General features: G+C 66.3%; 26 protein-coding genes and 1 pseudogene. 14 read left to right on the top strand and 13 right to left on the bottom strand.

What is annotated here, in order from left to right:
- The 4 genes and pseudogenes from K1Y73_RS12680 to K1Y73_RS12665 form a co-directional block, all read left to right on the top strand.
- Nucleotides 1-226 (top strand): annotated as a pseudogene (locus K1Y73_RS12680) (Sec-independent protein translocase protein TatB); the annotation flags it as partial.
- Complete coding sequence (gene tatC, locus K1Y73_RS12675; protein ID WP_225028666.1) at nucleotides 223-1,125, top strand: twin-arginine translocase subunit TatC; 903 nt, start codon at nucleotides 223-225, stop codon at nucleotides 1,123-1,125. The pseudogene K1Y73_RS12680 and the gene tatC, both read left to right, overlap by 4 nt.
- Complete coding sequence (locus K1Y73_RS12670; protein ID WP_225028665.1) at nucleotides 1,122-1,961, top strand: ATP-binding protein; 840 nt, start codon at nucleotides 1,122-1,124, stop codon at nucleotides 1,959-1,961. Before tatC ends, K1Y73_RS12670 begins: the two co-directional genes overlap by 4 nt.
- Before the next feature lie 112 nt (nucleotides 1,962-2,073).
- Nucleotides 2,074-3,345, top strand: coding sequence for a hemolysin family protein (locus tag K1Y73_RS12665; protein ID WP_225028664.1), 1,272 nt, complete (start codon nucleotides 2,074-2,076; stop codon nucleotides 3,343-3,345).
- A gap of 52 nt (nucleotides 3,346-3,397) precedes the next feature.
- Here the strand turns inward: K1Y73_RS12665 and K1Y73_RS12660 are convergent, their stop codons facing one another.
- The 3 genes from K1Y73_RS12660 to surE all read right to left on the bottom strand — a co-directional run bounded on the left by K1Y73_RS12660 (nucleotide 3,398) and on the right by surE (nucleotide 6,088).
- Entirely contained in the window at nucleotides 3,398-4,558 is a 1,161-nt protein-coding gene (locus K1Y73_RS12660) for a peptidoglycan DD-metalloendopeptidase family protein (RefSeq protein WP_225028668.1), read from the bottom strand.
- 73 nt (nucleotides 4,559-4,631) lie between these two features.
- Complete coding sequence (locus K1Y73_RS12655; protein ID WP_225028663.1) at nucleotides 4,632-5,306, bottom strand: protein-L-isoaspartate(D-aspartate) O-methyltransferase; 675 nt, start codon at nucleotides 5,304-5,306, stop codon at nucleotides 4,632-4,634.
- Nucleotides 5,303-6,088 carry a 5'/3'-nucleotidase SurE gene (gene surE / locus K1Y73_RS12650; protein WP_225028662.1) on the bottom strand — a complete coding sequence of 262 codons (786 nt, stop codon included), beginning with the start codon at nucleotides 6,086-6,088 and terminating at the stop codon, nucleotides 5,303-5,305. The genes K1Y73_RS12655 and surE overlap by 4 nt, the downstream gene beginning before the upstream one ends.
- Before the next feature lie 296 nt (nucleotides 6,089-6,384).
- On the opposite strand from surE, the gene K1Y73_RS12645 reads away from it, so the two are divergent.
- Entirely contained in the window at nucleotides 6,385-6,837 is a 453-nt protein-coding gene (locus K1Y73_RS12645; RefSeq protein ID WP_225028661.1) for a TetR/AcrR family transcriptional regulator, read from the top strand.
- 305 nt (nucleotides 6,838-7,142) lie between these two features.
- On the opposite strand, the gene K1Y73_RS12640 is transcribed toward K1Y73_RS12645, so the two are convergent.
- Both K1Y73_RS12640 and K1Y73_RS12635 read right to left on the bottom strand, forming a co-directional pair.
- The gene (locus tag K1Y73_RS12640) at nucleotides 7,143-8,195 is read right to left on the bottom strand and encodes a PstS family phosphate ABC transporter substrate-binding protein (protein ID WP_225028660.1); all 1,053 of its coding nucleotides are present in this window, start codon (nucleotides 8,193-8,195) and stop codon (nucleotides 7,143-7,145) included.
- A gap of 275 nt (nucleotides 8,196-8,470) precedes the next feature.
- Complete coding sequence (locus K1Y73_RS12635) at nucleotides 8,471-9,235, bottom strand: AraC family transcriptional regulator (RefSeq protein WP_225028659.1); 765 nt, start codon at nucleotides 9,233-9,235, stop codon at nucleotides 8,471-8,473.
- Nucleotides 9,236-9,598: 363 nt separating this feature from the next.
- On the opposite strand from K1Y73_RS12635, the gene K1Y73_RS12630 reads away from it, so the two are divergent.
- Nucleotides 9,599-10,066 carry a sulfite exporter TauE/SafE family protein gene (locus tag K1Y73_RS12630; protein ID WP_263626621.1) on the top strand — a complete coding sequence of 156 codons (468 nt, stop codon included), beginning with the start codon at nucleotides 9,599-9,601 and terminating at the stop codon, nucleotides 10,064-10,066.
- On the opposite strand, the gene K1Y73_RS12625 is transcribed toward K1Y73_RS12630, so the two are convergent.
- Entirely contained in the window at nucleotides 10,057-10,959 is a 903-nt protein-coding gene (locus K1Y73_RS12625) for an aminotransferase class IV (protein ID WP_225028657.1), read from the bottom strand. The genes K1Y73_RS12630 and K1Y73_RS12625 overlap by 10 nt on opposite strands.
- A gap of 141 nt (nucleotides 10,960-11,100) precedes the next feature.
- On the opposite strand from K1Y73_RS12625, the gene K1Y73_RS12620 reads away from it, so the two are divergent.
- The 4 genes from K1Y73_RS12620 (at nucleotide 11,101) to K1Y73_RS12605 (ending at nucleotide 13,162) form a co-directional block, all read left to right on the top strand.
- Complete coding sequence (locus K1Y73_RS12620) at nucleotides 11,101-12,042, top strand: LysR substrate-binding domain-containing protein (protein WP_225028656.1); 942 nt, start codon at nucleotides 11,101-11,103, stop codon at nucleotides 12,040-12,042.
- Nucleotides 12,043-12,510 carry a GNAT family N-acetyltransferase gene (locus K1Y73_RS12615; protein WP_225028655.1) on the top strand — a complete coding sequence of 156 codons (468 nt, stop codon included), beginning with the start codon at nucleotides 12,043-12,045 and terminating at the stop codon, nucleotides 12,508-12,510.
- Nucleotides 12,511-12,644: 134 nt separating this feature from the next.
- A complete protein-coding gene (locus K1Y73_RS12610; RefSeq protein WP_225028667.1) occupies nucleotides 12,645-12,965 on the top strand; it encodes a hypothetical protein in 321 nt (106 codons plus the stop codon).
- Nucleotides 12,962-13,162 carry a helix-turn-helix transcriptional regulator gene (locus tag K1Y73_RS12605; protein WP_225028654.1) on the top strand — a complete coding sequence of 67 codons (201 nt, stop codon included), beginning with the start codon at nucleotides 12,962-12,964 and terminating at the stop codon, nucleotides 13,160-13,162. Before K1Y73_RS12610 ends, K1Y73_RS12605 begins: the two co-directional genes overlap by 4 nt.
- A 69-nt stretch (nucleotides 13,163-13,231) precedes the next feature.
- Here K1Y73_RS12605 and K1Y73_RS12600 read toward each other — a convergent pair whose 3' ends face one another.
- Nucleotides 13,232-13,750, bottom strand: a complete 519-nt coding sequence (locus tag K1Y73_RS12600) for a cupin domain-containing protein (protein WP_225028653.1) — start codon at nucleotides 13,748-13,750, stop codon at nucleotides 13,232-13,234.
- Between the two features lie 141 nt (nucleotides 13,751-13,891).
- On the opposite strand from K1Y73_RS12600, the gene K1Y73_RS12595 reads away from it, so the two are divergent.
- Together K1Y73_RS12595 and K1Y73_RS12590 are read left to right on the top strand one after the other, a co-directional pair.
- Complete coding sequence (locus K1Y73_RS12595; RefSeq protein WP_318248241.1) at nucleotides 13,892-14,869, top strand: alpha/beta hydrolase family protein; 978 nt, start codon at nucleotides 13,892-13,894, stop codon at nucleotides 14,867-14,869.
- A 28-nt stretch (nucleotides 14,870-14,897) separates the two neighbouring features.
- Nucleotides 14,898-15,443 (top strand): AAA family ATPase, encoded by a 546-nt coding sequence (locus K1Y73_RS12590; protein ID WP_225028651.1) that lies wholly within the window; start codon nucleotides 14,898-14,900, stop codon nucleotides 15,441-15,443.
- 205 nt (nucleotides 15,444-15,648) lie between these two features.
- On the opposite strand, the gene K1Y73_RS12585 is transcribed toward K1Y73_RS12590, so the two are convergent.
- Genes K1Y73_RS12585 through K1Y73_RS12560 form a run of 6 tightly spaced genes read right to left on the bottom strand, consistent with a single transcriptional unit; the run spans nucleotide 15,649 to nucleotide 20,926 of the window.
- Complete coding sequence (locus tag K1Y73_RS12585) at nucleotides 15,649-16,386, bottom strand: SDR family NAD(P)-dependent oxidoreductase (protein ID WP_225028650.1); 738 nt, start codon at nucleotides 16,384-16,386, stop codon at nucleotides 15,649-15,651.
- Nucleotides 16,383-17,339, bottom strand: a complete 957-nt coding sequence (locus K1Y73_RS12580) for a branched-chain amino acid ABC transporter permease (protein ID WP_225028649.1) — start codon at nucleotides 17,337-17,339, stop codon at nucleotides 16,383-16,385. The genes K1Y73_RS12585 and K1Y73_RS12580 overlap by 4 nt, the downstream gene beginning before the upstream one ends.
- A 7-nt stretch (nucleotides 17,340-17,346) precedes the next feature.
- Complete coding sequence (locus K1Y73_RS12575; RefSeq protein ID WP_225028648.1) at nucleotides 17,347-18,231, bottom strand: branched-chain amino acid ABC transporter permease; 885 nt, start codon at nucleotides 18,229-18,231, stop codon at nucleotides 17,347-17,349.
- Nucleotides 18,232-18,233: 2 nt separating this feature from the next.
- The gene (locus K1Y73_RS12570; protein WP_225028647.1) at nucleotides 18,234-18,947 is read right to left on the bottom strand and encodes an ABC transporter ATP-binding protein; all 714 of its coding nucleotides are present in this window, start codon (nucleotides 18,945-18,947) and stop codon (nucleotides 18,234-18,236) included.
- On the bottom strand, nucleotides 18,944-19,711 hold the full coding sequence (locus K1Y73_RS12565) for an ABC transporter ATP-binding protein (protein WP_225028646.1): 768 nt from the start codon (nucleotides 19,709-19,711) through the stop codon (nucleotides 18,944-18,946). Before K1Y73_RS12565 ends, K1Y73_RS12570 begins: the two co-directional genes overlap by 4 nt.
- A gap of 9 nt (nucleotides 19,712-19,720) precedes the next feature.
- Nucleotides 19,721-20,926 (bottom strand): ABC transporter substrate-binding protein, encoded by a 1,206-nt coding sequence (locus K1Y73_RS12560; RefSeq protein ID WP_225028645.1) that lies wholly within the window; start codon nucleotides 20,924-20,926, stop codon nucleotides 19,721-19,723.
- A gap of 315 nt (nucleotides 20,927-21,241) precedes the next feature.
- Between K1Y73_RS12560 and K1Y73_RS12555 the strand changes: the two genes are divergently transcribed.
- Together K1Y73_RS12555 and K1Y73_RS12550 are read left to right on the top strand one after the other, a co-directional pair.
- On the top strand, nucleotides 21,242-22,171 hold the full coding sequence (locus K1Y73_RS12555; RefSeq protein ID WP_225028644.1) for a LysR family transcriptional regulator: 930 nt from the start codon (nucleotides 21,242-21,244) through the stop codon (nucleotides 22,169-22,171).
- 154 nt (nucleotides 22,172-22,325) lie between these two features.
- The gene (locus K1Y73_RS12550; RefSeq protein WP_225028643.1) at nucleotides 22,326-24,419 is read left to right on the top strand and encodes an alpha-ketoacid dehydrogenase subunit alpha/beta; all 2,094 of its coding nucleotides are present in this window, start codon (nucleotides 22,326-22,328) and stop codon (nucleotides 24,417-24,419) included.
- Nucleotides 24,420-24,422: the final 3 nt, after the last annotated feature.

Here is a 24,422-nt window from a genome sequence, read left to right as displayed (position 1 = left end):
GGCGACTGCGGCGCCTGTGGTCGACAAGCCGCTTGGTCCGGCCACGGCGGCGCTGGCCGAGAAGCAGGCGGCGCGCAAGGCGGCTTCGGCGGAAAAGGCGGCGACGCTGCGCAAGGCTTCGGCCCCCGCACCGGCGCCGGAAGCGCAATCGGCACCTGCCGCGGCGAAAAAGCCCGGGCGGGTGCGCAAGAAGGCCGGCGATGCGGCCTCGGGTGAGACGGCATGAGCGCGAGCAAGGACGATATCGAAGACAGCGCGGCCCCGCTGGTCGAACATCTTGCAGAGCTGCGCAACCGGCTGATGTGGTCGGCCGGCGCCTTCATCCTGGCGATGATCCTGGCCTTTCCCTTCGCAAAGTCGATCCTGGGCTTCCTGCTGCAGCCGATCGAACAGGCGATGCGGGATCTGGGCAACCCCAACCCGGTGATGCAATACACCGCGCCGCAGGAGTTGCTGTTCACCTATTTCCACATCTCGGTGGTGGCCGGGCTGGCGATGTCCTTCCCGATCATCGCCTATCAGCTGTGGCGGTTCGTGGCGCCGGGCCTGTATCGCAGCGAGAAGCAGGCCTTCCTGCCCTTCCTGGTCGCCTCGCCGGTGCTGTTCCTGTTGGGCGCGGCTTTCGCGCAATATATCGTCACGCCGATGGCGATGAAATTCTTCCTGGGTTTCGCCGATCTTCCCTCGATGGTTTCGGCGACGCTGTCGGCGATGCAGGGGCTTGCCCCGGCGGATGGAAGCGCGCCGGTTGCGCCCGTGCCCTCGGACGGGATCGAGATCGTCTTTCAGGGCAAGGTCGACGAGACGCTGGGCATCAGCCTGAAGCTGATCATCGCCTTCGGCCTGTGCTTCCAGCTGCCGGTCCTCTTGACCTTGATGGGCAAGGCGGGGTTGGTCTCGTCGCGCGGCCTGGCGGGGACGCGGAAATATGCGATCGTGCTGATCCTTATGGTCGCGGCCCTGGCCACGCCCCCCGATGTGATGAGCCAGCTGACCCTGTTCGCGGCGGTCTATCCGCTGTATGAAGTGTCGATCTTCCTGATCCGTCGGATCGAGAAGAAGCGCGAGGCGCAGATGCGCGCCGATGGCACCTGGGTGGATGAAGACGAGGAAGACGAGGCGTGACTGAGGCCTTGGAACGGATTGCGGCGGCGCTGGAACGCCTGGCGCCGCCGCCCGCCCCGGCCCCCGATTTCGGGGCTGCGGCTTTTGCCTGGCATACCGGGCCAGACCGGCTGGTGCCGGTGGCGCAGGTGGCGCGGGTGGATATCGGGCTTCTGGTCGGGGTCGACCGGTCGCGCGATACGCTGCTGGAAAACACCCGGCATTTCGCCGCCGGCCTGCCGGCCAACAATGCGCTTCTGTGGGGCGCGCGGGGCATGGGCAAATCGTCTTTGGTCAAGGCCGTGCATGCGCAGATCTGCGCCGAGGGGCGGGACCTGAAGATCGTCGAGCTGAGCCGCGAAGACCTGGCCTCGGTTCCGCGTCTGCTGGCGCATCTGCGCGCCGCGCCGCACCGCTTCCTGCTGTTCTGCGATGACCTGTCCTTCAGTCATGACGACCAGAATTACAAATCGCTGAAGGCGGTTCTGGATGGCGGGATCGAGGGGCGACCCGAGAATGTGCTGTTCTACGCCACCTCGAACCGCCGCCATCTGATGCCGCGCGACATGATCGAGAACGAACGCTCGACCGCGATCAACCCTTCGGAAGCGGTCGAGGAAAAGGTCTCGCTGTCGGATCGCTTCGGCCTGTGGCTGGGCTTCCATCCCTGCAGCCAGGAAGACTATCTGGCGATGATCCGCGGCTATTGCGCGGCGCATGGCATGGCGGTGCCGGAAGAGCGGCTGACCGCCGAGGCGATGGAATGGATGCGCACCCGCGGGGCGCGCTCGGGCCGGGTGGCCTGGCAATTCTTCTGCGATCTGGCCGCCCGCGAAGGCGTAAGGGTCGCGCCGTGAAGACCAAGACCCGAAGTCGACGACGACGATCCGGATCGGGCGGCCGCGGCCGCGCCTTCTGTCTTCTGTCCCCCAGTTCAAGCCGGGGGCCTTCCCCCGCGGAAGGAGTCCCATGCTTGGCGAAGTGCTGATGATTCTGGCACTTATCGTATTGAACGGCGTGCTTGCCATGTCGGAACTGGCCGTGGTTTCGGCCCGGACCGGGCGGCTGAAAGTGCTGGAATCCTCCAGCCGGGGCGCGCGCATGGCGCTGCGCCTGGCCGAGAATCCCGGCCGCTTCCTGTCGACCGTACAGATCGGCATCACCGCCGTCGGCATCCTGTCGGGTGCGCTGGCCGGCGATACGCTGGGCGAGCGGCTGGCGCTGTGGCTGCAGGCGGAAGGGGTGCGGCCCGATCTGTCAAAGACGCTGGGCGTGGGCGGGGTGGTGCTGGCGATCACCTATGTCTCGCTGATCGTGGGCGAACTGGTGCCCAAGCAACTGGCCCTGCGCAATGCCGAAGGCGTGGCGATCCGTATCGCGCCGGCGATGACGCTGCTGTCGGTGATCGCGGCCCCGGTGGTCTGGCTGCTGGACCGCTCGGGGCGTGCCGTGCTGTGGCTGATGGGCCAGCGCGGTGCCAGCGAGAACCGGGTGACCGAGGAAGAGGTGCATGTCCTGCTGACCGAAGCGCATGAGGGCGGTATCCTGGAAACCGAGGAACGGCAGATGATCTCGGGCGTGATGCGCCTGTCGGACCGCACCGCCCGCGCGCTGATGACCCCGCGCCAAGAGGTCGAGATGGTGCCCTATGAGGCGTCCTCGACCGAAGCCGTCGCGGCAGTGCGCCGGATCGCCCGGCCGCGCATGCCGGTGGCCAATGCCGCGGGCGAGGTGCTGGGCGTCTTGCGTCTGGCCGATGTCTTCCAGGCCGTGTCGCGCCGCGAACAGGTGGATGTGCGGGCGCTGGTGCGCGAAGTGCCGGTGGTGTCCGACCGGATGGAGGCGCTTGATGTGATCGAGGTGCTGCAGAAGACCCCGGACAATCTGGCGCTGGTCTATGACGAATACGGCAGTTTCGAGGGCATCATCACCACGACCGATGTGCTGGAGGCGATCACCGGAGCCGAAGCCTCGTGGGATGCGGCCGAGCCGGCGCTGGTGACGCGGGCCGATGGCTCGCTGCTGGTGGCGGGCTGGATGCCGGCGGATGAATTCACCGACCGGATGGGCGTGCCGCGCGCGCTGTCGGGCGGCTATGACACGGTGGCGGGGCTGGTGCTGCACCAGCTGGGCCATATGCCGGAACTGGGCGAGGTGGTCGAGGCCGGCGGGTTGCGGATCGAGGTCATGGACCTGGACGGTCTGCGGATCGACAAGATCCTGGTCAGCCGGATCGGCTGAGCAGGCTGCGGGGCGCGGGGGCGTGCGGCACGCCCCCGGCCCCGGGGGCCGGCTATTTCAGGAAGCTCATCGGATCCAGGCTGTCCACGCCCTTGCGCACCTCGAAATGCAGGAACGAGGGGCTGGCGCTGCGCACCACGCCGATCTGCTGGCCGCGGCTGACCTTGTCGCCCTTCTTCACCTTCAGCCCGTCGACGCCCGCATAGACCGTCAGCAGGTTGTCGGCATGCCGGATCACCACGATCTGCACCTGATCGGTATCCTTGGTGATCGCCGCCACCGTGCCGGCCTCGGAGGCCTTCACCGCCGTGCCTGCCGGGGCGGAAATGTCGATGCCCTGGTTCTTCTTCTTGTCATAGCTGCGGATGATCGAACCCTGCACCGGCATGGCCAGCTTCGTCGCCGAAGCGCCGGTGGCCTGGGCGCCCAGATCGGGCGAGGGCGGCGTCTCTTTCGGCTTCTCGGCCGCGGGCTGGGTCTTTTCGTCGGGCAGCGGTTCCTTGGCCGAGGGCGGCTCGGGCGTGGGGCTGCCGGCGCCGGGCGCGGTCGGAACCGGCTCGGGGTTGGGCGCGGGCGCCGTCGCGACCGGGATGATCAGCGTCTGGCCTTCGCGCACCGTCATGTTCGCATCCAGCCCGTTCCATTCGGCCAGCGACTTGGACGAGACATTATAGGCCCGCGCGATGGTGAAGGCGGTCTCGCCGCGCTTGACCACATGGCGGACGGGTTCCTTGCCGCCGCCCGGGGCCTTGACGGCGGGGGCCGGGGCGGTCTGGTCCACCTTGTCCAGCGCCGTCGTCGCGATCGAGGTGATGTCGACCGGGGCCGTGCCCGCGCCACTGGCGACCGGCTGGGGCGTGGCCGAAACCCGGCTGGGCAGCAGCAGCAACTCGCCCGCCCGCAGCGGATCGTTCACCTGCAGGGCATTGACCCGCGCCAGTTCGGCCGGGTTCAGCCCCAGCCGCTGCGCCAGCGTGCTGACCGTGTCGCCGCGCCGCGCCTGGGCCAGCTGATAGCCCGGATAGGACAGGATGCCATTCGAATCCGGCACCGGCTTTGACGCGGTGGCCTGGCGCGCCTCGGCCGAGGTATTGCCGGCGCCGCCGCGCAGATCCCAGTCGAACTTGTTGTCGGCGCAGCCGGCCAGCAGCGCCACCGTGCCGACGGTCGCAAAAATGCGCGTCAGGCGGCGCGGCGCCTGGCCCGGGGTCATGGGGATATGGGTCATTCTGTCCGCCTTCTGCCCTGATACCTTGCCCGGGTTGGCCCCGGCGTTGCCTGCAACTCTACTCATTCCCCAAGCCCTCGACCAGAGGAACGAAGCGCACCGGGCGCAGTTCCTCATATTCGAACCCGCTTGTGCCGCGTGTGACCTTGATCAGATGCTGCACCGTATCCGACTGCCCGACCGGCAGGACCATGATCCCGCCCGGCTTCAATTGCTGCAGCAAGGGGCCCGGCGGATCTTCGGCGGCCGCGGTGACCAGGATCCGGTCGAAAGGCGCCTGATCGGGCAGGCCGAAGGATCCGTCGGCGGCCATGGCGGTGACATTGACCAGGTTCAGCCGGCGGAAGATTTCCTGCGCCTCGCGCACCAGCCGTCTCCACCGGTCGACCGTATAGACCCTACGCGCCAGCTGGGCCAGGATCGCCGCCTGATAGCCCGACCCGGTGCCGATCTCGAGAACCGTATCGCGCGGGCCCACATTCAGCGCCTGGGTCATCAGCCCGACCACCGAGGGCTGGCTGATCGTCTGGCCGCAGGAAATCGGCAGCGGCATGTCCTCATAGGCGCGGGCGGCGAAAATGCCGCGCACGAACAGCCCGCGATCGACGCGTTCCATCGCCGTCAGCACCCGCGCATCGGTCACGCCATGCGACCGAAGCGCGAAAAGAAAGCGCATCTTGCGCTCGGCCAGGCCGGCCTCGGGATCGTCTTCCTCGGGCCCGCCTGCCGTCATCCGAGCCGGGCTTTCAGATCGTCCAGCAGGTCATGCGCGGTCAGATCGGCCCGCATCGGCGTGATCGAGATCCGGCCGGCCAGGGTTTCGGTCACATCGGTGCCGGGCAGGGTGGCGCGATGCTGGGCGCCGCCCTTGATCCACAGGAACTTGCGCCCCGAGGGCGAGAGATGCGGCTCGACAGTGAAAGAGGTATCGCGGCGGAAGCCTTGGGCGGCCACGGCCATGCCCTTGACCTCGGCCGCCGGGATCGGCGGGAAATTCACGTTGTAGAACACCCGGTAATCGTCGCCGGTCCACAGCCCGCGGTCCAGAAGCGCGCGCACAACCGATGTGCCGTGACGGCGGGCGGCTTCGAACGGATCGTCCAGCCCGTCGTTTTCCGGCCCCATGAATTGCGACAGGGCGATGGCGGGAATGCCCTGCAACGCCGCCTCCATCGCGCCGCCGATCGTGCCCGAATACAGCACGTTCTCGCCGGCATTGTTGCCGCGGTTGACGCCGGACAGCACCAGATCGGGTTTGGCGCCCTGCAGGACGTCATAGATCGCGGCCAGAACGCAATCGGCCGGGCTGCCTTCGGCCGCATAGCGGCGCGGGCCCAGCTGGGCGATCATCATCGGATGGGTATAGCTGATGCAATGGCCGACGCCCGATTGCTCGAAGGCCGGGGCGACGGTCCAGACCTCGCCCTCGGGCCCGGCAATGGCGGTGGCGATCTCTTCCAGAACCTGAAGGCCCGGCGCGTTGATGCCGTCGTCATTGGTGATGAGAATCCGCATGCCGTCCCCGCTGGGCCGGTCTGGCCCCGATCCTGATTAGACGAGCGAGGGGCAGGCATCAAGCCGCGCAGCCCGGATTGCAAGGCTTTCGCAGCACTTGGCGCGGTTTGCGGGCGAATGGTGCATACGCCCGTATGGGCCATACGGCTGCGATGGTTGGTGATCGGATTTTTGCGCCCTGGCCGGCGGCGATTAACCCGGCGCTAAGCTTGCGCTGTCAGAACGGAAAGGCCGCGGGCCGGATTTTGCGCCGGTCCGGGCGGGGCGTTTCTGTGGCATCTGATTTGGGGGCAAACATGCGGATGGTCCGGCAATTCGGGCGCGAGGACTGGATCGAAGCGGGGCTGGACGCGCTTGCCCGGGGCGGCACCGCCGCACTGCGGGTCGAGACGGTGGCGCGGCAGATCGGCATCTCGAAAGGCTCGTTCTACTGGCATTTCCGCGACCGCAGCGCCTGGCGCGATGCGTTGCTGGATTGGTGGGAGCATTGCGCCTTCGCCGCGCTGGTCTGCGCGGGCGAGGGGCGGCGATATGTGCCGCCGGCGGGGCTGGAGCGGGCCTTGCAGGACTGGGCGCGGCAGGATGTGGCGGTGGCGCAATGCCTGCAGCGCGTCGCGGTCGAGCGCCGGCAGCGCCTGGCGCCGAAGCCCGACAGGCGGACCCGCCGGATTGGGGGGACTGCCATGGCTCAGGGCGGCACGGTGATGCGCGCCAGCCCCTTGACCGCGCCGCTTTGCGATCCGGGCTGATCGGGCGCGCGTCAGCGGGCGATGGGCGGCTTGCGACGGCAGAAGACGGGGCGGCCGCGCCGGGGACAGACCGAGTGTCGGCTGGCTGCGCCGCAGAGCGGAGCCTGACGCGCGACGGGAAAGGGAAAACCAGAGGCCGGGGAAAGTCAGAGGTCAGCGAAAACCGGAGGCCACCGAAAACCGGAGGCCAGGGAAGAACAAAAGGCCAGAGGAAACCACCGTCTCGGGATACGCAAAGGGCCCAACCCCACGAAAAAGGGCGCCGCAAGGGCGCCCTTTCCCGGAAGTCGGTCAGCCGAACAGGCTTATTGCAGCGGGCCCATCGGGGTTTCGGCGGCCACCATGTCTTGCGTCGCCTTCAGCTCGGGGTCCGAGACCAGACCATAGGCGGCCAGCGGGCCTTCCGGGCCGGCCATGTCGTCCGAGACGAAGAATTCGATATATTCCTTCAGGCCCGGGATCACGCCCAGATGCGCCTTCTTCACGTAGAAATACAGCGGACGCGACACCGGATAGTCGCCCGAGGCGATCGACTCGGTCGAGGGAACCACGCCCGACATGGTCGCGACGCGCAGCTTGTCGGTGTTGTTCTGATAGAAGGCCAGACCGAAGACGCCGATCGCATTCTTGTCGGCATCCAGACGCGCCAGCGTCTCGGTATAGTCGCCGTCGATATCGACCGAGCGGCCATCCTTGCGCAGCTCAAGGCACATCTTCTTGGCGGCGGATTCCTTTTCCTTGTCGTCCTTGCCCTCGGCGGTCGCCTTGAACAGGTCCAGCGCGCCGGTTTCCTTGCAGCCCGCTTCCAGCACCTTCTGGTCGAAAACTTCGCGGGTGCCGTGCTTGGTGCCGGGGATGAACATCAGGATGTCCTGGGCGGGCAGGGCTGCGTTCACATCGGCCCAGCTTTTCACCGAATTGTCGACCAGCGCGCCGTCCTTGACCACTTTGGCGCCCAGGGCGGCATAGACATCGGCCGGGGTGAAGGCGAATTCCGGGCCATTCGCGGCCGAGGCAAAGACGATCCCGTCATAGCCGATCCGCACTTCCATGATCTCGGCCACGCCGTTCTTGGCGCAGAGGTCGATATCCGATTGCGAGATGCGCGACGAGGAATTGGCGATGTCGACGGTGTTCTCGCCCACGCCTTCGCACAGCTTCTTGCGGCCGGCACCCGAACCGCCGCCTTCAACGACCGGGGTCGGGAAGTCGAAATTCTCGCCAAAGGCTTCGGCGACGATGGTGGCATAGGGCAGAACGGTCGACGAGCCGGTGATCTGGATCTGGTCGCGGGCCTCGGCGGCCGAAGCGGCGGCGACAAGGGCCAGGGCCGAGACGGTGAATTTCACGGATTTCATGGATCACTCCTGAGTGTCTTGGCCGGCGAGTCGGCCTGCGGCAGGGGATAGGCGGCTTCGGTGACAGTCGGCTGTCAGATTTGTAACACCTGCATGACGGCAAGCGAATTTCGCAGCCGGCCCTGCCGCCCCGCGCCCTGACCGGCCCCCAAAGGTGCGGAAGCGCGCGGCGGAATTCCGGCTCGACCGGCACGGGGCGCCAGCCTGCGGCCGGCGGTGCGCAGTTGGAACGGGTTCGCCCTGCGACGGCCGACAGAGCGGCGCGTGGGATGACCTCAGATCTTCATCCGGCGCTGCAGCTGACCGGGCGTGATCCCATGGGCGGCCTGAAAGGCGGCGATAAGACCGCTCGCGCTGGCGTAGCCGGCCGTATGGGCGGCCTGCTGCACGCTTTTGCCCGCCATCAACGGGGCAATCGCGCGGGCCAGCCGCAGGTCTCGCATCCAGATGGCCCAGCTTTGCCCGGTGTCGCGACGGACGAGCCGTTGCAAGCTGCGCCGCGACAGGGCCAGTGCCGCGGCCCAGTGGTCGAGCGAACAGTCTGCCCCATCAAGATGTGCCAGCGCGATCCGACGCAGGCGCGGGTCGGCGGGCAGGGGCAGCGTGGGCGCAGGGGCGGGGCGCGCAAGCCGGTCCCACAGCACGGCGGTCAGCCGGGCGAAGGCGGGCTCTTGCCGGTCGGCGCGGCTGGCAGCGGCGAGGGTGCGGAGAAGCTCAGCCTCCAGCGCCTCGAGCGGGAAGGGCGTGGGGGCCCCGGGAAGCGGCGCCGCGCCGGGCCGGGTGTAGAGATTGACCGATTGCCGCGCGCCCTCGGCCCGGATGCGGTGGCGGTGCGTCGGTGGAAGCCAGATCGCCATGCCGGGAGAGAGAAGATGCAGCCTGCGTCCTGTCTCGACCGTCACCGGTCGGTCCGGGCACCAGGCCAGCTGGCCACGCCAATGCGCATGGGCCTTGGGCATGGTCGCGGGTGAAAAGCCGGTGACCGTGCCGATCAGCGGACTTCCGTCCTCGACAAAACCGCCGATCTCATCGCGCTGCATGCTGGCACCTCCGGGGGATCATCTGGCATCGGCGCGACACATTTTTCCAGCCCTGGCGTCAGGATCGGGCGGGGGCAGGGAGGAGGAGCGGATGGATATAGGGACAATGACGCTGCTTGCGGGCGCGGGGTTGCTGGGCGGGCTGTGCAATGCGATCGCGGGCGGAGGCACGTTTTTTACCTTCCCGGCGCTGCTGGCCGTGGGGCTGCCGCCGGTGACGGCGGGCGCGACCAGCGCAGTCGCGATCTGGCCCGGCCATGCGGCCAGCCTGATCGGCGAAGGCGCGGTGCTGCGGCAGGAACTGATCGCGCGGCCCGGGCGCGTCGCGGTGTTTGCGCTGGCCTCGGCGGGGGGGCCGGGCTGTTGCTGCTGTCGGGCGATGCGCTGTTTCGGCAGTTGGTCCCCTGGCTGCTGCTTTTCGCGACGCTGCTGTTTGCGGCGGGGCCCTGGCTCAACCGCTGGCTCGCCCGCCGCGGGGTGTCGATCGGGCCAGTCAGCGCCGCATGCGCCGAGGCGGTCGTGGCGCTTTATGGCGGCTACTTTGGCGCTGGGCTGGGGGTCTTGCTGCTGGCGCTGCTGACCGTGACGGGGGACGACGATCTGAAGCGGCTGAACGTGGTCAAGAATGCCTTGGCGACGCTTGCGACCAGTATCGCCGTCCTGATCTTCGCCTTTGGCGGCGCGGTCGCCTGGGGGCCGGCTGCCCTGGTGTTTCTGGGGGCGACGGCTGGGGGTGTCATCGGTGGCCGGCTGGCGCGCCGGGTGAAGCCGAAATTCCTGCGCGGCGCGATCGTCTGTCTCGGCCTGGTACTGGTCTGGCACTACGCCTGAGCCCGGGTCGAGGCGCGAAACGCCTTGCGCAGCGCCGTGGTGATGCGCCCGACGGGCCAAGTGCTGTGCTTGCCGGGGCGGTCGAGCGCGACCACGGGGCGCAGCTCGACCGAGGTGCCCGTGACGAAGACCTCGTCCGCCGCATCCAGATCGTCAAGGCTGACGGTTCCTTCATGAACCGACAGGCCCAGGTCCCGCGCAAGGTCGAAGACATGGCGCTTGGTCAGGCTGTCGAGAAAGCATGTCGGAAGGGGCGACAGAAGCCTGCCGTCCCGGACAAGGACGATGTTCGTCACCGTGGTTTCGGCCACATGGCCTGCCATATCCAGCATGAGGGCATCGTCATGTCCGCTACGGGCGGCTGCGGCGCGCGACAGGGTTCCGGTCATGTAAAGCCCCGAGCATTTCGACGCCGTCGGTGCCGTGTCGGGCGCGGGGCGGCGCCAATCCGACAGAACCAGGCGCAATCCGCCGGCCCCGTCCTCAAGGGCGGTTTCAACCGGCCAGTCCCAGGCAGCGATGGCGGTATGGACCCGGCAGCCCTGCGCGGAAACCGTAACGCTTTCGCTGCCGCGCCAGGCGATCGGCCGAATATAGGCGTCCTTCAATCCGCCAGCCCAAAGCACGGCCTCGGCTGCGGCCTGAAGATCATCAACCAGCCATGGCAGCGTGTAGCCGAGAAGCTCGGCCGAGCGCTGCAGGCGGCGGAAATGCCGTTTGCCTAGAAACAGGCGGCCGTCATAGGCGCGGATCCCCTCGAAGACCGCGCCGCCATTGTGCAGGGAATGCGTCAGAACAGGCAGCATTGCCTCACCCGAAGGCAGAAGCGACCCGTCGAACCAGACGGGGCGTGCCGTATCGACGCGCGGGGCCTGCACGGCTTCGGTCAGCATTCGGGCTCTCCCTCTTCGCGAATGGTGGGACGATCTTCGGGCGCAAAAGCCGGGCAGGCGAGTGAGCAGTTTTCACGCGCTGATGAGAAAGCGGCGTTCTCGTGGCGCCGGATATCGGCGATAGTCCGCGTGTGAGGATCAATGGATAAACACCCGCCCCTTCGGCTGAACGTGCCCTTGAACGCCCTGCGCGCCTTCGAGGCGGCAGCGCGCCATCTTTCGATCAAGGAGGCGGCGCTGGAACTTGGCGTCACGCCTTCGGCCGTCAGCCACCAGCTGCGCGGGCTTGAGGATGCGCTGGGCCTGACCTTGATGCGGCGGGTCGGTCCGGCGCTGGAACTGACCAAGGCCGGCGCGAGACTGGCGCCCGATCTGACCGAGGGCTTCTCCCGGATCATCGAGGCGGTCGGCGGTCTCAGGCAGGATCGCAACGCGGGCCCCTTGCGCCTGTCGATGCTGCCGACTTTCGCGGCGCATTGGTTCTCGCCCCGGCTGACGCGCTACCCGTTTGAACGCAACGGCTTCGATCTGCTGATATCCACGACACAGGACGCGGTCGATCTTTCGGCCGGCGTGGCCGATGCGGCGGTGCGGCACGGGCAGGGGCACTGGGACGACCTGCAGGCGGACCTGCTGTTCGAAGAAAGCGTGAGCCTGTTCGGCGCGCCGACCCTGGGCAAGGATGACCCCGACGAGATGCGGGCGCAGATCGCACGCATGACCCTGTTTCTGTCGCAGCATCGGAAAGAGAATTACGCGCGATGGAATGCGACCTTGCCGGGCGGGCCGATCCGGCCTGCGGCGGTGATGATGGTCGATTCCGCCGGTCTTGCCCTGCGCGCGGCCATGGACGGGGCAGGAGTGGCGCTGGCGGGTGCGGAAATCGCTGCCTTCGACGTCGGAGCCGGGCGGTTGACGCAGCTGTTTTCGCACTGGGTTGATACCGGCGGAGGCTATTTCCTCGTCTATCCCGAGGCATTGGCCCGGGACCGTCGCGTGCGCAACCTGAGCCGCTGGATGGTCGAGGCTTCGGCCGGGGAAAGGGCCCTTGCGCAAAAGAAACCCGAGCCGGGAGCAGATTGAGTGAATCGTATTGAAGCGGCTGCGGTCGACATCCGGCGACTTGAGGAACACGACCGCGCGGCTTGGGAGGGCCTTTGGCGTGCAAACCTGGACCATTTCGCTGCGCCCGATCAGGCCCGCGCGGACATGCCCGTCATCTGGCAGCGCCTTATGGATCAGACCGCGCCGCTTCTCGGCTGGCTGGTCCTTTATCAGGGGCGGGCGGCCGGGCTGGCGCATGTCGTCCTTCGCCAGCACAGCTTCAGCACGTCCCAGATCGCGATCCTGGAAGATCTCTGGATCGCGCCTTTCGCGCGCCGTCAGGGGCTGGCGGAACGCCTTGTCGCGCGACTGGTTCAGGAGGGGCGCAGGCAGGGCTGGCGCCGCATCGAATGGGAAACCGGCGCTGAAAACCTTGCCGCGCAGCGCCTTTATGACCGGATTGCCGCGCTTGATCCGGTGAAACGCTACCGGATCGACCTGGTCTGAGCGGTTGCGGATTGTAAAGCTTACTTGACATTGTCGTGCGCGCTTCCCAGTGTCCTATGTAAAGCTAACTTTACGCGGAGACGACTATGCGGTGGCTCGGACCTTTGACAATCGGACTGATCGCCTATGTGGCGATGCTGATCCTGTCGCAGAGACTGCTCGCCGGGGGTACGGCCAGCGAGCCGATGCGGATCCTGCTGTCGCTGGCACCGATGCTGCCTTCGGTCTTTATCTGTGTCGTCATCGTCCGCACCATTCGCCGGATGGACGAGTTGCAACGCAAACTTCAGTTCGAAGCTCTGGCACTTGCGTTCGCGGGCACCGCGCTTGTGACCTTCGGCTATGGATTTCTCGAAGGGGTCGGCTTGCCGCGCCTGTCGATGTTCGTGGTCTGGCCATTGATGGCGTCGCTTTGGGTCGTGGGCGTGTTGATCGGCCGTGTGCGCTACGGATGAAGAACGCGATCCGCGAATTGCGCCAGGCGAAAGGCTGGTCGCAAGCCGATCTGGCGCTGCGCCTTGACGTGTCCCGGCAGACGGTCAACGCGCTCGAACGCGGGCGCTATGATCCCAGCCTGCCGCTGGCCTTTCGGCTGGCTGGCCTCTTCGCCTTGCCGATCGAGCAGATTTTCCAGCCAGAACGCGGGGATTGACGCCAGGCCGCCCGCAGCGCGGCGAAAAGGCGGATTTGGACGCGAGGTCGAACCGGAACGCGATCCGGCTCATGCCTCTTCGCCCTCCCAGTAATCGACCGCATCCGTGGCCCGGAAAGAGGCGGCGACGCGACGCCTTGCCTTGTCACCTCCGGGCGCGGCGCCTGCGAAGACCGTCAACTTGCCGCTGTCAGGATAGGTCATCACCTCGGGCTCGCGCATGGTGCTGACGGCGATATAGCGCAGGGGGGCGGTGCCTGTTGCGATCAGCTGATGGGCCGTTTCGGCGCCGCCGGCGGGGCAGACCGCCACCATGCCCGCCGCGACCGGGTAACGGTCGGCGCCGAAGCGCAATTCACCAGTGCCCGCGAGAATGACGAAGATCTCGTCATTGGCGTGATGGGCATGGAAAGGCCAGGCCGCCTTGCCCGGTGGCACTTCCACCAGCCGCGCGCCCAGATGCCCGGCCCCCAGCGGGGCGGCGATGGCCGCCATGGCGGCATGAAAACGGGTGCCATGGGTCTGTGGCGACAGGTCCAGATCGTCGAGCGTGACGACGGGGTTGCGTGGCGTGTGGTCCTGGGTCATGTCGGTGCCCTCCTGCGAGAAGAGAGCGCCAATCCGTCCGGTCCCGCAATTGAATTGGCTTCAGCTGAGCCGGAGCAAAGCTCATTTGGCGTGATGTCCATTGCGACGGAAGCTGTTCTCGTATGGTCGGACCTGTGACGAATGTGGACCCCAATGCTTTACCGCTTTAGGCCGGACGCTCTGCCATCGCGGCCGAACCCCGAAAGGCCCGCTGCGCCGATGCCCGAGGAACGCTTCGAGGTGGTGGCCGAAGACGGCTATCCGATCCGGGGCGGGATCTGGCAGGCGCAGACCGGCCCTGTGGTCGTGCTGCATGCCGCCACGGCGGTTCGGGCGCGCTATTACGCGCGGTTCGCGGCCTGGTTGTCGGGGCAGGGGGCGACGGTCCTGACCTTTGACTATCGGGGGATCGGCGAGTCGCGCGCGACTCCGGTAAGGGATTTGCAGGCGGGATGGGTCGATTGGGGCGTTCTCGATGCCGAGGCGGTGCTTGCCTATGCCGGCAGGCGCTGGCCGGACCGTCCGCTCTGCGCCCTGGGCCATTCGATCGGCGGCTTCGCTTTGGGGTTGGCGCGCGCCTCGGCGCGGCTTGACCGGATCGTGACGGTTGGGGCGCAATTCGCCTATTGGCGCGATTACGCCCCCCGCCAGCGGCGCGCGATGTATCTGAAATGGCATCTTTTCATGCCCGCCGTCACCCGGCTTTTCGGCTATTTCCCCGGTTCACGGCTGGGATGGCTGGAGGATGTGCCGCGCGGCGTGGTGCGCGACTGGAGCCGGATGGGGCCGCGGTTCGAGACGAGTGTCAGATCCGCCTTGGCCCCGGCAGAGCTTGCCGCGCGCCATGGCGCCACCCGGGCGCGGCTTCTGGCCATCGGGTTGACAGATGACCCGTTCTGCACCGAAGCTGCGGGGCAGCGCTTGCTCGGCTACTATTCGGGGGCGGATCGCACCCATCTGCGGATCGCGCCCTTGGATATCGCGGTGCCCGAGATCGGGCATTTCGCCTTCTTCCACGCCCGTTTCGAACAGACGCTCTGGCCGCTTGCCGCCGCATGGCTGCTTTCCGGCGCCTTGCCCAAGGACGCTCCGGGCCGGATCGTCTTTCCGACGTGTTGAATGCAGGCCAATTTCCAGCGGGATCACCATGAACGACCGACTTTTCGTCATTACCGGCGGCCCGGGATCGGGCAAGACGACGCTTCTGTCCGCACTGGCGCGGCGTGGTGTGGCGACCATGCCCGAAGCCGGGCGCGCGATCATTCAGGATCAGACCCGGATCGGCGGGACAGGCTGGCACGGGCAGGACCGGCAGCTCTTTGCAGAGCTGATGCTGGGTTGGGAATTGCGCTCGTGGCACGAGGCGCAGCGGATCCGCGGTCCGGTGGTCTTCGATCGCGGCATTCCCGATGTGATCGGCTATCTGCAGCTTTACGAGGGCGAGGCGCCCGCGCATGTCCACGCGGCGGCCGAACTTTTCCGCTATCACCCGACGGTGTTCCTGGCACCGCCCTGGCCCGAGATCTTCGGTCAGGATGCGCAGCGCGGGCAGGATTTCGACGAGGCGATCGCCACGGCCGACGCCATGGAACAGGCCTATGAAATGGCAGGATATGATCTGGTGCCGCTGCCTTTGGACAGGGTCGAGGCGCGGGTGGACTTCGTTCTCGAGGTTCTGGATCAAAGCGCCTGATCAGCCGATGGCAGTATTGCCCGAGCCGTGAACCGGATCCTCCCATGCCCCGGCGCGTCGCGGGGGTTCCTAGGACGCGTGCAGGAAGATGACTGTCGTGGCGACCAGCGAGTGAGCGGTCAGGTCCACAAGCAAGGGCCGCCCACGGGGCCTGCGGCAACCCGACCTGCGCCCTTCTTGCCTGCAAGATTGCCCGGCCTTCCTTTCAATAGTCAGCCCGCCCGCCGGACATGTCAAACACCGCCCCGGTCGAGAACGAGGTCCTGCGCGAGGCGACGAAGGCCACCATTTCGGCCAGCTCTTCGGCGGTGCCAAAGCGGTTCATCGGGATTTTACCCAGCAACTCCTGCACATAGCTTTCGGGCCAGCCATCGAAGATCCGCGTGCGGATCGCGCCGGGCGCGACACAGTTCACGGTGACCCCGGTGGTCGCAAGCTCGCGCCCCAGGGTCTTGGTCAGCGAAATCACCGCCGCCTTGCTGGCGGCATAGGCCGCGATCTTCGGCCCGGGCTCTTTGCCGGCCACCGATCCGATGGTGACGATCCGGCCATAGCCGCGCGCCACCATATCGGGGATCACCGTCTGGCAGCACAGCAGGGTGCCGGTGACATTGACCTCCATCACCCGCGTCCAGTCGCCGACCGAAAGCTCGGCCGCGGCCAGGTTCGGGCCGGGAACGGCGGCATTGCAGACCAGGATCGAGATCTCGCCCAGCATCTTGCGCGTATCGGCATAGGCCGCCGCGACCGCCTCGGGCGAGGTGATGTCGACCGCGCAGGCATGGGTCGGGCCGATGTCGGACAGCTGTTCGGCGCAGTCGCGGGCGGCGTTGGCGTCCTGGTCCCAGATGGCCACCCGCGCGCCCTGCTCTAGAAACTTGCGAGTGATCGCCTGGCCAAGCCCGCGCGCGGCGCCGGTGATGATTGCGGAACGCCCCTTCATCGGCGGCTCTCCTGTCCGGGGATGGGTTTGCGGCTGCGCTCCATCCAGGCGGCGATCTCGCCGACCAGACCCTTGCGGAAGGCCAGGATGCAGGACAAGAACACCACGCCGATGATCACCGACAGCCATTCGCCCACCTTGTCGGCCAGGAAGTTCTGCAGAAGGATCACGAAGAACGCCCCCGCGACCGGCCCGCCCAGCGTGCCAAGCCCGCCCAGGATGCACATCATCACCACCTCGCCGCTCAGCGCCCAGTGCAGGTCATTCAGCGATTCATAGGACAGCGCCAGCGCCTTCAGCGACCCCGCAAGCCCCGCCAGTGCCGCCGAAAGCGTCAGGGCCAGCACCTTGTAGCGCTCGACATCATAGCCAAGCGAGACGGCACGCGGCTCGTTCTCGCGGATCGCGGTCAGCGCAAGGCCGAAGGGCGAGGTGACGATCCGGTGGATCGCCAGCAGCGCCAGCACGAAGCAGACCGCGACCAGACCGTAAAGCGCCAGGTCGTTTTCCAGGTCGATCAGCCCGAACAGCCGCCCGCGCGGAATGCCGTGGAAGCCGTCGTCGCGCCCGGTCCATTCCATCTGCATGGCGACGAAGTAGATCAGCTGGGAAATCGCCAGCGTGATCATGGCGAAATAGATGCCCTGCCTGCGGATGGCGACAGCACCCGCGACAAATCCGATCAGCGCCGCGACCGCGATGCCGGCCAGAATGCCAAGTTCCGGCGGCCAGTGCAGGAACTTGGTCGTCACGCCCAGCGCATAGCCCGCCGAGCCGAAGAACATCGCATGGCCGAAAGACAAAAGCCCCGTATAGCCCAGCATCAGATTGAAGGCCGAGGCGAAGATCGCAAAGCACAGAAGCTTTACGATCAGCATCGGATAGATGAAGGCAGGCGCCACGACCAGCGCCGCAAGGCCAAGGGCGATCAGCAGATTGCGTTGAAGTGTCATGACTGCCTCACTGTTTTCCGAACAGGCCATGCGGGCGCACCAGCAGGACCAGGATCATCACCACGAAAATCACCGTCGAGGAGGCCTCGGGGTAATAGACCTTGGTCAGGCCTTCGAGCAGCCCGAGACCAAGGCCCGTCACGATCGAGCCAAGGATCGAGCCCATGCCGCCGATCACCACGACACCGAAGACGGTAATGATGATCGAATGGCCGATCTGCGGGGTCAGCTGCATCAGCGGCGCCGCCAGAACGCCGGCAAAGGCAGCCAAGGCGACGCCCCAGCCGAAGACCAGCGTCACCAGCAGCGGCACATTGACCCCGAAGGCCTTGACCAGCGCGGGGTTTTCGGTGCCCGCCCGCAGGATGGCGCCCAGCCGGGTGCGCTCGATCACCGCCCAGGTCAGCAGGCAAAGGCCCAGTGCCGCGACGATCACCCAGGCGCGGTAGATCGGCAGCTTCATGAAGCCCAGATCCACCATGCCCGACAGCGAGTCCGGCACCGCATAGCGCAGCCCCGAGACGCCGAACCAGACCCGCACCAGCCCCTCGATGATCATGGTCAGCGCGAAGGTGACCAGCAGACCGTAGATATGGTCGAGCTTGTAGATCCGGCGCAGGATCGTGCGTTCGATCCCGATGCCAAGGCCTGCCGCCATGATCGGCACCAGAACCACCGCCCACCAATAGCCCAGACCCAGCGGCTGCAGCAGGAAATAGGCCAGAAAGGCGCCCAGCATATACATGGTGCCATGGGCGAAGTTCACGATGTTCAGCAGGCCGAAGATCAGCGAAAGGCCAAGCGAGAGCAGCGCGTAGAAACTGCCGTTGACCAGGCCCAGCAACAGCTGGCCATAAAGGACGGGAACGGGAACGCCAAAGATTTCCGGCATGATCAGACCCCCAGCCAGGTACGGATATCGTCCATCCGCGCGGCAAGATCGGCCTGATGGATTTCCTCGACCACGCTGCCGTGTTCGATGATGAAGAAGCGGTCGGCCAGCGGCGCGGCGAAGCGGAAGTTCTGCTCGACCATGATGATGGTGAAGCCGCGCGCCTTCAGTTCGCGGATCACCCGCGCCAGCGTCTGCACGATGACCGGGGCCAGACCTTCCGAGATCTCGTCCAGCAGCAGGATATCGGCGCCGGTGCGCAGGATGCGGGCGATGGCCAGCATCTGCTGCTCGCCGCCGGAAAGGCGGGTGCCGGGGCTTTGCGCGCGGTCCTTGAGATTGGGGAACATCGCATAGATTTCATCGAGCGACATCGCCATCTGGCTTCCGGCGCGGATCGGCGGCGGCAGCATCAGGTTTTCTTCGCAGCTGAGGCTGGCAAAGATGCCGCGCTCTTCGGGGCAGTAGCCCAGCCCGCATTCCGCCATGCGGTGCGCGGGGGTGGCGCTCATGTCGCGGCCCATGACCGAAAGCGTGCCGGTCCGCTGATCCAGCATCCCCATGATCGCGCGCAGGATCGTCGTGCGCCCGGCGCCGTTGCGGCCGATCAGGCTGACCACCTCGCCCCGCGCCACATCCAGGCTGACACCATGCAGCACATGGGATTCGCCATACCAGCCGTTGATATCCTTCAGGGAAAGCACGGTCTCGCTCATCCGTGCGCCCCTTCCAGCTGGGTCTCGCTGCCCATATAGGCGCTCAGCACCCTTGGGTCGGCCGAAACCTCGGCATAGCTGCCCTCGGCCAGGATCGCCCCGCGCTGCAGGACCGAAATCCGGTCGCAGATGCCCGCCACCACCTTCATATTGTGTTCGACCATCAGAATGGTGCGGCCCGCCGCCACGCGCTTGATAAGCCGGGTGACTCGCTCGACATCCTCATGACCCATCCCCTGCGTCGGCTCGTCCAGCAGCATCACCCGCGGCTCCATCGCCAGCGTGGTCGCGATCTCGACCGACCGTTTGCGCCCATAGGGCAGATCCGCCGCCTTCACGGCGGCGAAATCCTGCATGTCGACCTGTTCCAGAAGGTCCATCGCCCGCCCGTCCAGCCGCGTCAGCACCCGACCGGGCAGCCAGAAGGCAAAGGTCGGCGCCAGGCGGCGCTGCAGGGCGACGCGCACATTCTCCAGCACCGTCAGATGCGGAAAGGTGGCCGAGATCTGGAAACTGCGCACCAGCCCGCGCCGGGCCAGCGGCGCAGGTTTCATGCCGGTGATGTCCTGCCCGCCGAACAGGATCCTGCCCGAGCTTGCGGGCAGGAACTTGGTAAGCAGATTGAAGACGGTGGTCTTGCCCGCGCCGTTGGGTCCGATGAGGGCGTGGATTTCGCCCTCACGAACCTTCAGCGAGACAGTGTCGACCGCCCGGAACCCGCTGAACTCTTTGCAGAGGTCAACCGTTTCAAGGATATGGGTCATCGGCCGCGCCTAGCCCTTCTTGACCAGCGGGCACTTGCTTTGTTCAAGCGGCAGGAAGGCCTTCTCGGCGGGAATGGTCTCCAGCACGTTCAGGTAATCCCAGTCGTATTTCGACTCTTCCGGCGTCTTGACCTGCACAAGATACATGTCATGCACCATCATGTTGTCTTCGCGCACCCGGCCGTTTTCGGCAAAGACATCATTGACCGGCATCTCATGCATCTTGGCCAGAACGGCGGCGGCATCGTCGGTGCCGGCGGCCTCGACTGCGCGCAGATAGTGCAGGGTGCCGGAATAGTCGCCGGCATTGACCATGTTCGGCATCCGGCCGACCCGGTCATAGAACCGTTTCGACCAGTCGCGGCTGGCCTCGGTGCGGTCCCAGTAAAAGGCATCGGCGAACAGCAGCCCCGAGGCCTGTTCCAGCCCAAGACCATGGATCTCATTGATAAGAAGGGTGAAGGCCACCATCTTCTGGTCGCCGCCGATGCCGAATTCCTTCAGCGCCCGGATCGAGTTGGTGGTGTCGGAGGACGAGTTCGACAGCCCGATCACCTGCGCGCCAGAGGAAATCGCCTGCAGGGCATAGGACGAAAAGTCGCTTGCCATGAAGGCGGGATGCTTGACGGTGCCGGTCAGCGTGCCGCCTGCGGTTGCGATGGCATCGGTCACCGCCGCCTCGACCGAAAGCCCATAGGCGAAGTCGGACACGATCAGGAACCAGCTGGTATCGCCGGATGCGGCCAGCGCCTGGACCGGCGAATTGGCCAGCGAATACGAGTTGAAGGCGAAGTGGATGGCATTGGTCGAGCAGGCCTCGCCGGTGATCTTGTCAGATCCGGCGCCGGTGACGATCACCACCTTGTCCTTGGCCTTGGCAATTTCGATCACGCCCAGGGCGGCGGCCGAGTTCGACAGGTTGATGATCATGTCGGTGCCGCTGTCATAGGCCTCGCGGGCCTTGGTGACGGCGATGTCGGGCTTGTTCTGGTGGTCGATGAAGTCGATCTTGATCGGCTTGCCGTTCAGCTCGCCGCCGAAATCTTCGACCGCCATCTTCACGGCCTCGATCGCACCCTGACCGCCGTAATCGGCAGTGGCACCGGCAAGGTCGGTCATCAGCGCGATATGGATCTCGTTGTCCTGCGCGAAGGCCGGTGCGGTCAGCGCAGTGCAGGCCAGCAGCGCACAGGCGCATCCTTTGAATTTTCTCATCTTTTCCTCCCGTTACAGTGGCTGTGACACGCCGGCCAATCGCCATGCGGACACGCATATGCGAAACCGGCCAGACCTGCCGGAGTACGGTTGATGTCACGAAGGAATGCGCGGGCTCTCCCCTTCCCGCAGCTTTTCCAGGGCGCCGTTCCCGGCCTTGCCCATGGGGCCGGACGCTATGCAACCCGCAGGTATGTGTAAAATAGATAATTGACATGCGATCCATAGGCTAATGTCATGCCTGCCGCACGGAACAAGGCCGCCCCCTGCGGCGCGCCTGCCGATGGTCCACGCTGGGGAGGGTGGCGCAAGGTCATGAAAATCAGGCAACTCGAGTATTTCATCCATGTGGTGAACACGCTGAACATCACCCATGCCGCCGAGCGGGCGAATGTCTCGCAGCCCGCGCTCAGCCGGCAGATCCAGCTGCTGGAGGAAGAGCTGTCCACGCAGCTGGTCGAGCGGCGGCCGCGGGGCGTGGCGCTGACACCGTCCGGTCAGCGGCTGGCCGATCACGTCCGCGCCCTGATGCAAAGCGTCGAGCTGATAAAGGAAGACATTATCGCCGCCGAGACATTGCCGGCGGGAACCCTGCGCATCTCTTCGGCCTATTCCCTGCGCGGGCTGCTGATGGCCGATGTGGTGGCCGAGTTCCATCGCCTTCACCCTCAGGTCAGCGTCGAGATCCAGGAAGGCACCTCGGTCAATGTGCGCGAGGCTTTGGTGACGCGACATGTTGATCTGGCGCTTTATTCCGATCACGGCGCCTCGCGCGGGCTGAACCGGCAAGCCCTGTGTTCCGAAGCGCTGGTGCGGCTGTCGTCGCGGGAGACCGGGCTTCGGATGGATCAGCCGGTGGGGGCCGATTCCCTGGCCGAGCTTGATCTGGTGCTGACCCCTTCGAACAACGGGCTGCGCCGGGTGGTCGATGAAATGCTGCCCCAGACCGGGCGCAGCCGGAACCCGCCGGTGATCGTCGAGACCAATTCGATCATCATCGATCTGGTGTCGCGCGGCGGGCTGCACAGCATCCTGCCCTACAGTGCCTGCCATCAGGCCTTTGGCCGGGGCGAGATCTCGATCGCGCCGATTGCCGGAATCACCTGGCCCTGGATCATCGCCACCTCGCGCGACCGGCCCCGCACCGCCGCCATGCGGGTGTTCCAGGACCTGCTGGTCAGCCATGCGCAGCGCATGGTTGCCCAGGGGCTGTGGGTCACGGCAGAGCTGCCGCCCGGCGATTGATGCATAGTATTTGATGATATTGGGACGCCAGAAATACCCTGAAGTTATGCCTGGCATCAGCGCATTGATTTTGTCCTAGCCCGATAAACATGTTTGGGTCGCCGCAATGGCCGCATCCTTGCGATGCCGGCCGGCTGTCCGGGAGGGATCACCAGTGGCACGAAATGCCCGCACCACCGCCAAAAGCGGTTCGTCTTCACATGCCGGAATCCCGGCTGTCATCTCGGCGCCGGGGCGCCTGAACCGCAATGTGCCGGCCCCCGACCGCGAGGATATGCTGGCCATGGCGCGCACCATGCTGCTGATCCGCCGGTTCGAAACCCGCACGGAAGAACTGTTCAAATCCGGGGTGATCAAGGGCACCGCCCATTCCTCGGCCGGGCAGGAGGCGATTGCCGCAGGGGCCTGCTTTGCGCTGCGCCGCAGTGATTTCATCACCACCCACCATCGCGGCCACGGCCATTGCATCGCCAAGGGCGCCGATATCAACGGGATGATGGCCGAACTTTGCGGCAAGGTCGGGGGCATCTGCGGCGGGATCGGCGGCTCGATGCATGTGGCGGATGTCGAGCTGAACATCCTGGGCGCCAACGGCATTGTCGGGGCCAGCATGGGCCTGGGCGTGGGCGCGGCGCTGGCCGCCAAGCAGCGCGGCTCGGACGATGCGGGCATCGCCTTCTTTGGCGATGGCGGCTCGAACGAGGGGATCTTCCACGAATCCCTGAACCTTGCGGCCCTGTGGAAACTGCCGATCATCTTCTTCTGCGAGAACAATCTTTACGGCATGTCGACGCCGTTTGAACATGCGACCGCTGGCGGATCGGTCGCCGGGCGCGCGGTCAGTTACGGCATTCCGGGCGAACGGATCGACGGCAATGATCCGGTGGCGGTCTATGCCGCCGTGGCCGAGGCCCTGGCCCGCGCCCGGGCAGGCGAGGGGCCAACCCTGATCGAGGCGCTGACCTACCGCCATGGCGACCATTCGGTGCGGGGCAACCTGCTTGGCTACCGCACCGATGACGAGGTGCGCAAATGGCTGGACGACGACCCGCTTCACCGGCTGAAGCGCCGGCTGGCCGAGGACTGGCAGGTGGACGACACCGCTTTCGCCGCCCTTGAGGACGAGGCGCGCGACCGGATCGAAACCGCGATCCGGCAGGCGGAAGCCCAGGCCGAGCCAGAGTTGAAATCGCTGTTCGACAAAGTGCTGGCGCCGCGCCGAAGCCCGCCGCCACCGCCCGCGCCGGGCAGCCGTGCGTTGACCTATGCCGAAGCGCTGCGCGAGGCGATTTCCCAATCCATCGAAGGCGACGAGTCCGTGTTCCTGATGGGCGAGGATGTCGGCCCGGTCGGCGGTACCTTCGGGGTTACACGCGGCCTGCACGACAAGTTCGGCACCGACCGTGTCATGAACACCCCGATTTCCGAAGGGGTGATCGCCGGGGCGGCGGTCGGGGCGGCGCTGTCGGGGCGGCGCCCGATTGCCGAGATCCAGATTTTCGACTTCGTCACCTTCATGATGGACCCGATCGTCAATCAGGCGGCGAAACTGCGCTTCATGCTGGGGGGCAAGGTCTCGGTCCCGGTGGTGTTCCGGGGGCCGCAGGGCGGCGGCATCCGGCTGGCGGCGCAGCATTCCCAATCGCTCGAGGCATGGTTCGCGCATATTCCGGGGCTGACGGTGCTGGCCCCCTCGACGCCCTATGACGCGAAAGGGCTGTTGATGGCGGCGATCCGGGACGACAATCCGGTGATCTTCCTTGAACACAAGCTGCTGTATCTTGGCGGCGCGGCGCCGGTGCCCGAAGCCCCCTATGAGATCGAGATCGGCAAGGCCGACATCAAGCGCGAAGGCGCTGACATCACCATCATCGCCACGCTTGCCATGGTGGAACGCGCGCTTTCCGCCGCCGATACGCTGGCGCGCGAAGGCATCAGCGCCGAGGTGATCGACCCGCGCAGCCTGCGTCCGCTGGATATGGACAGCTTTGTCCGTTCCGTGAAGAAGACCAGCCGGTGTCTTGTCGTCCACGAGGCCTGGCGCACCGGCGGGCTTGGCGGCGAGATCGCCGCCCAGATCACCGAAGAGGCATTCGATTGGCTGGATGCCCCGGTCGAACGGCTGGGCGCGGTCGAGGTGCCGATGCCCTATAACGACCGGCTGGAGCGCGAGGTGATGCCAAGTGCCGCCGCGATTGCCGAGGCGGCGCGGCGCATCTGCCACCGCGATCGCGGCACGGAGGATTGAGCC

Source organism: Xinfangfangia pollutisoli (assembly GCF_020179405.1).
GTDB lineage: Bacteria > Pseudomonadota > Alphaproteobacteria > Rhodobacterales > Rhodobacteraceae > Pseudogemmobacter > Pseudogemmobacter pollutisoli.
The sequence above is the reverse complement of the archived record's forward strand: the minus strand, read 5'-3'. Positions and strand labels throughout refer to the sequence as shown.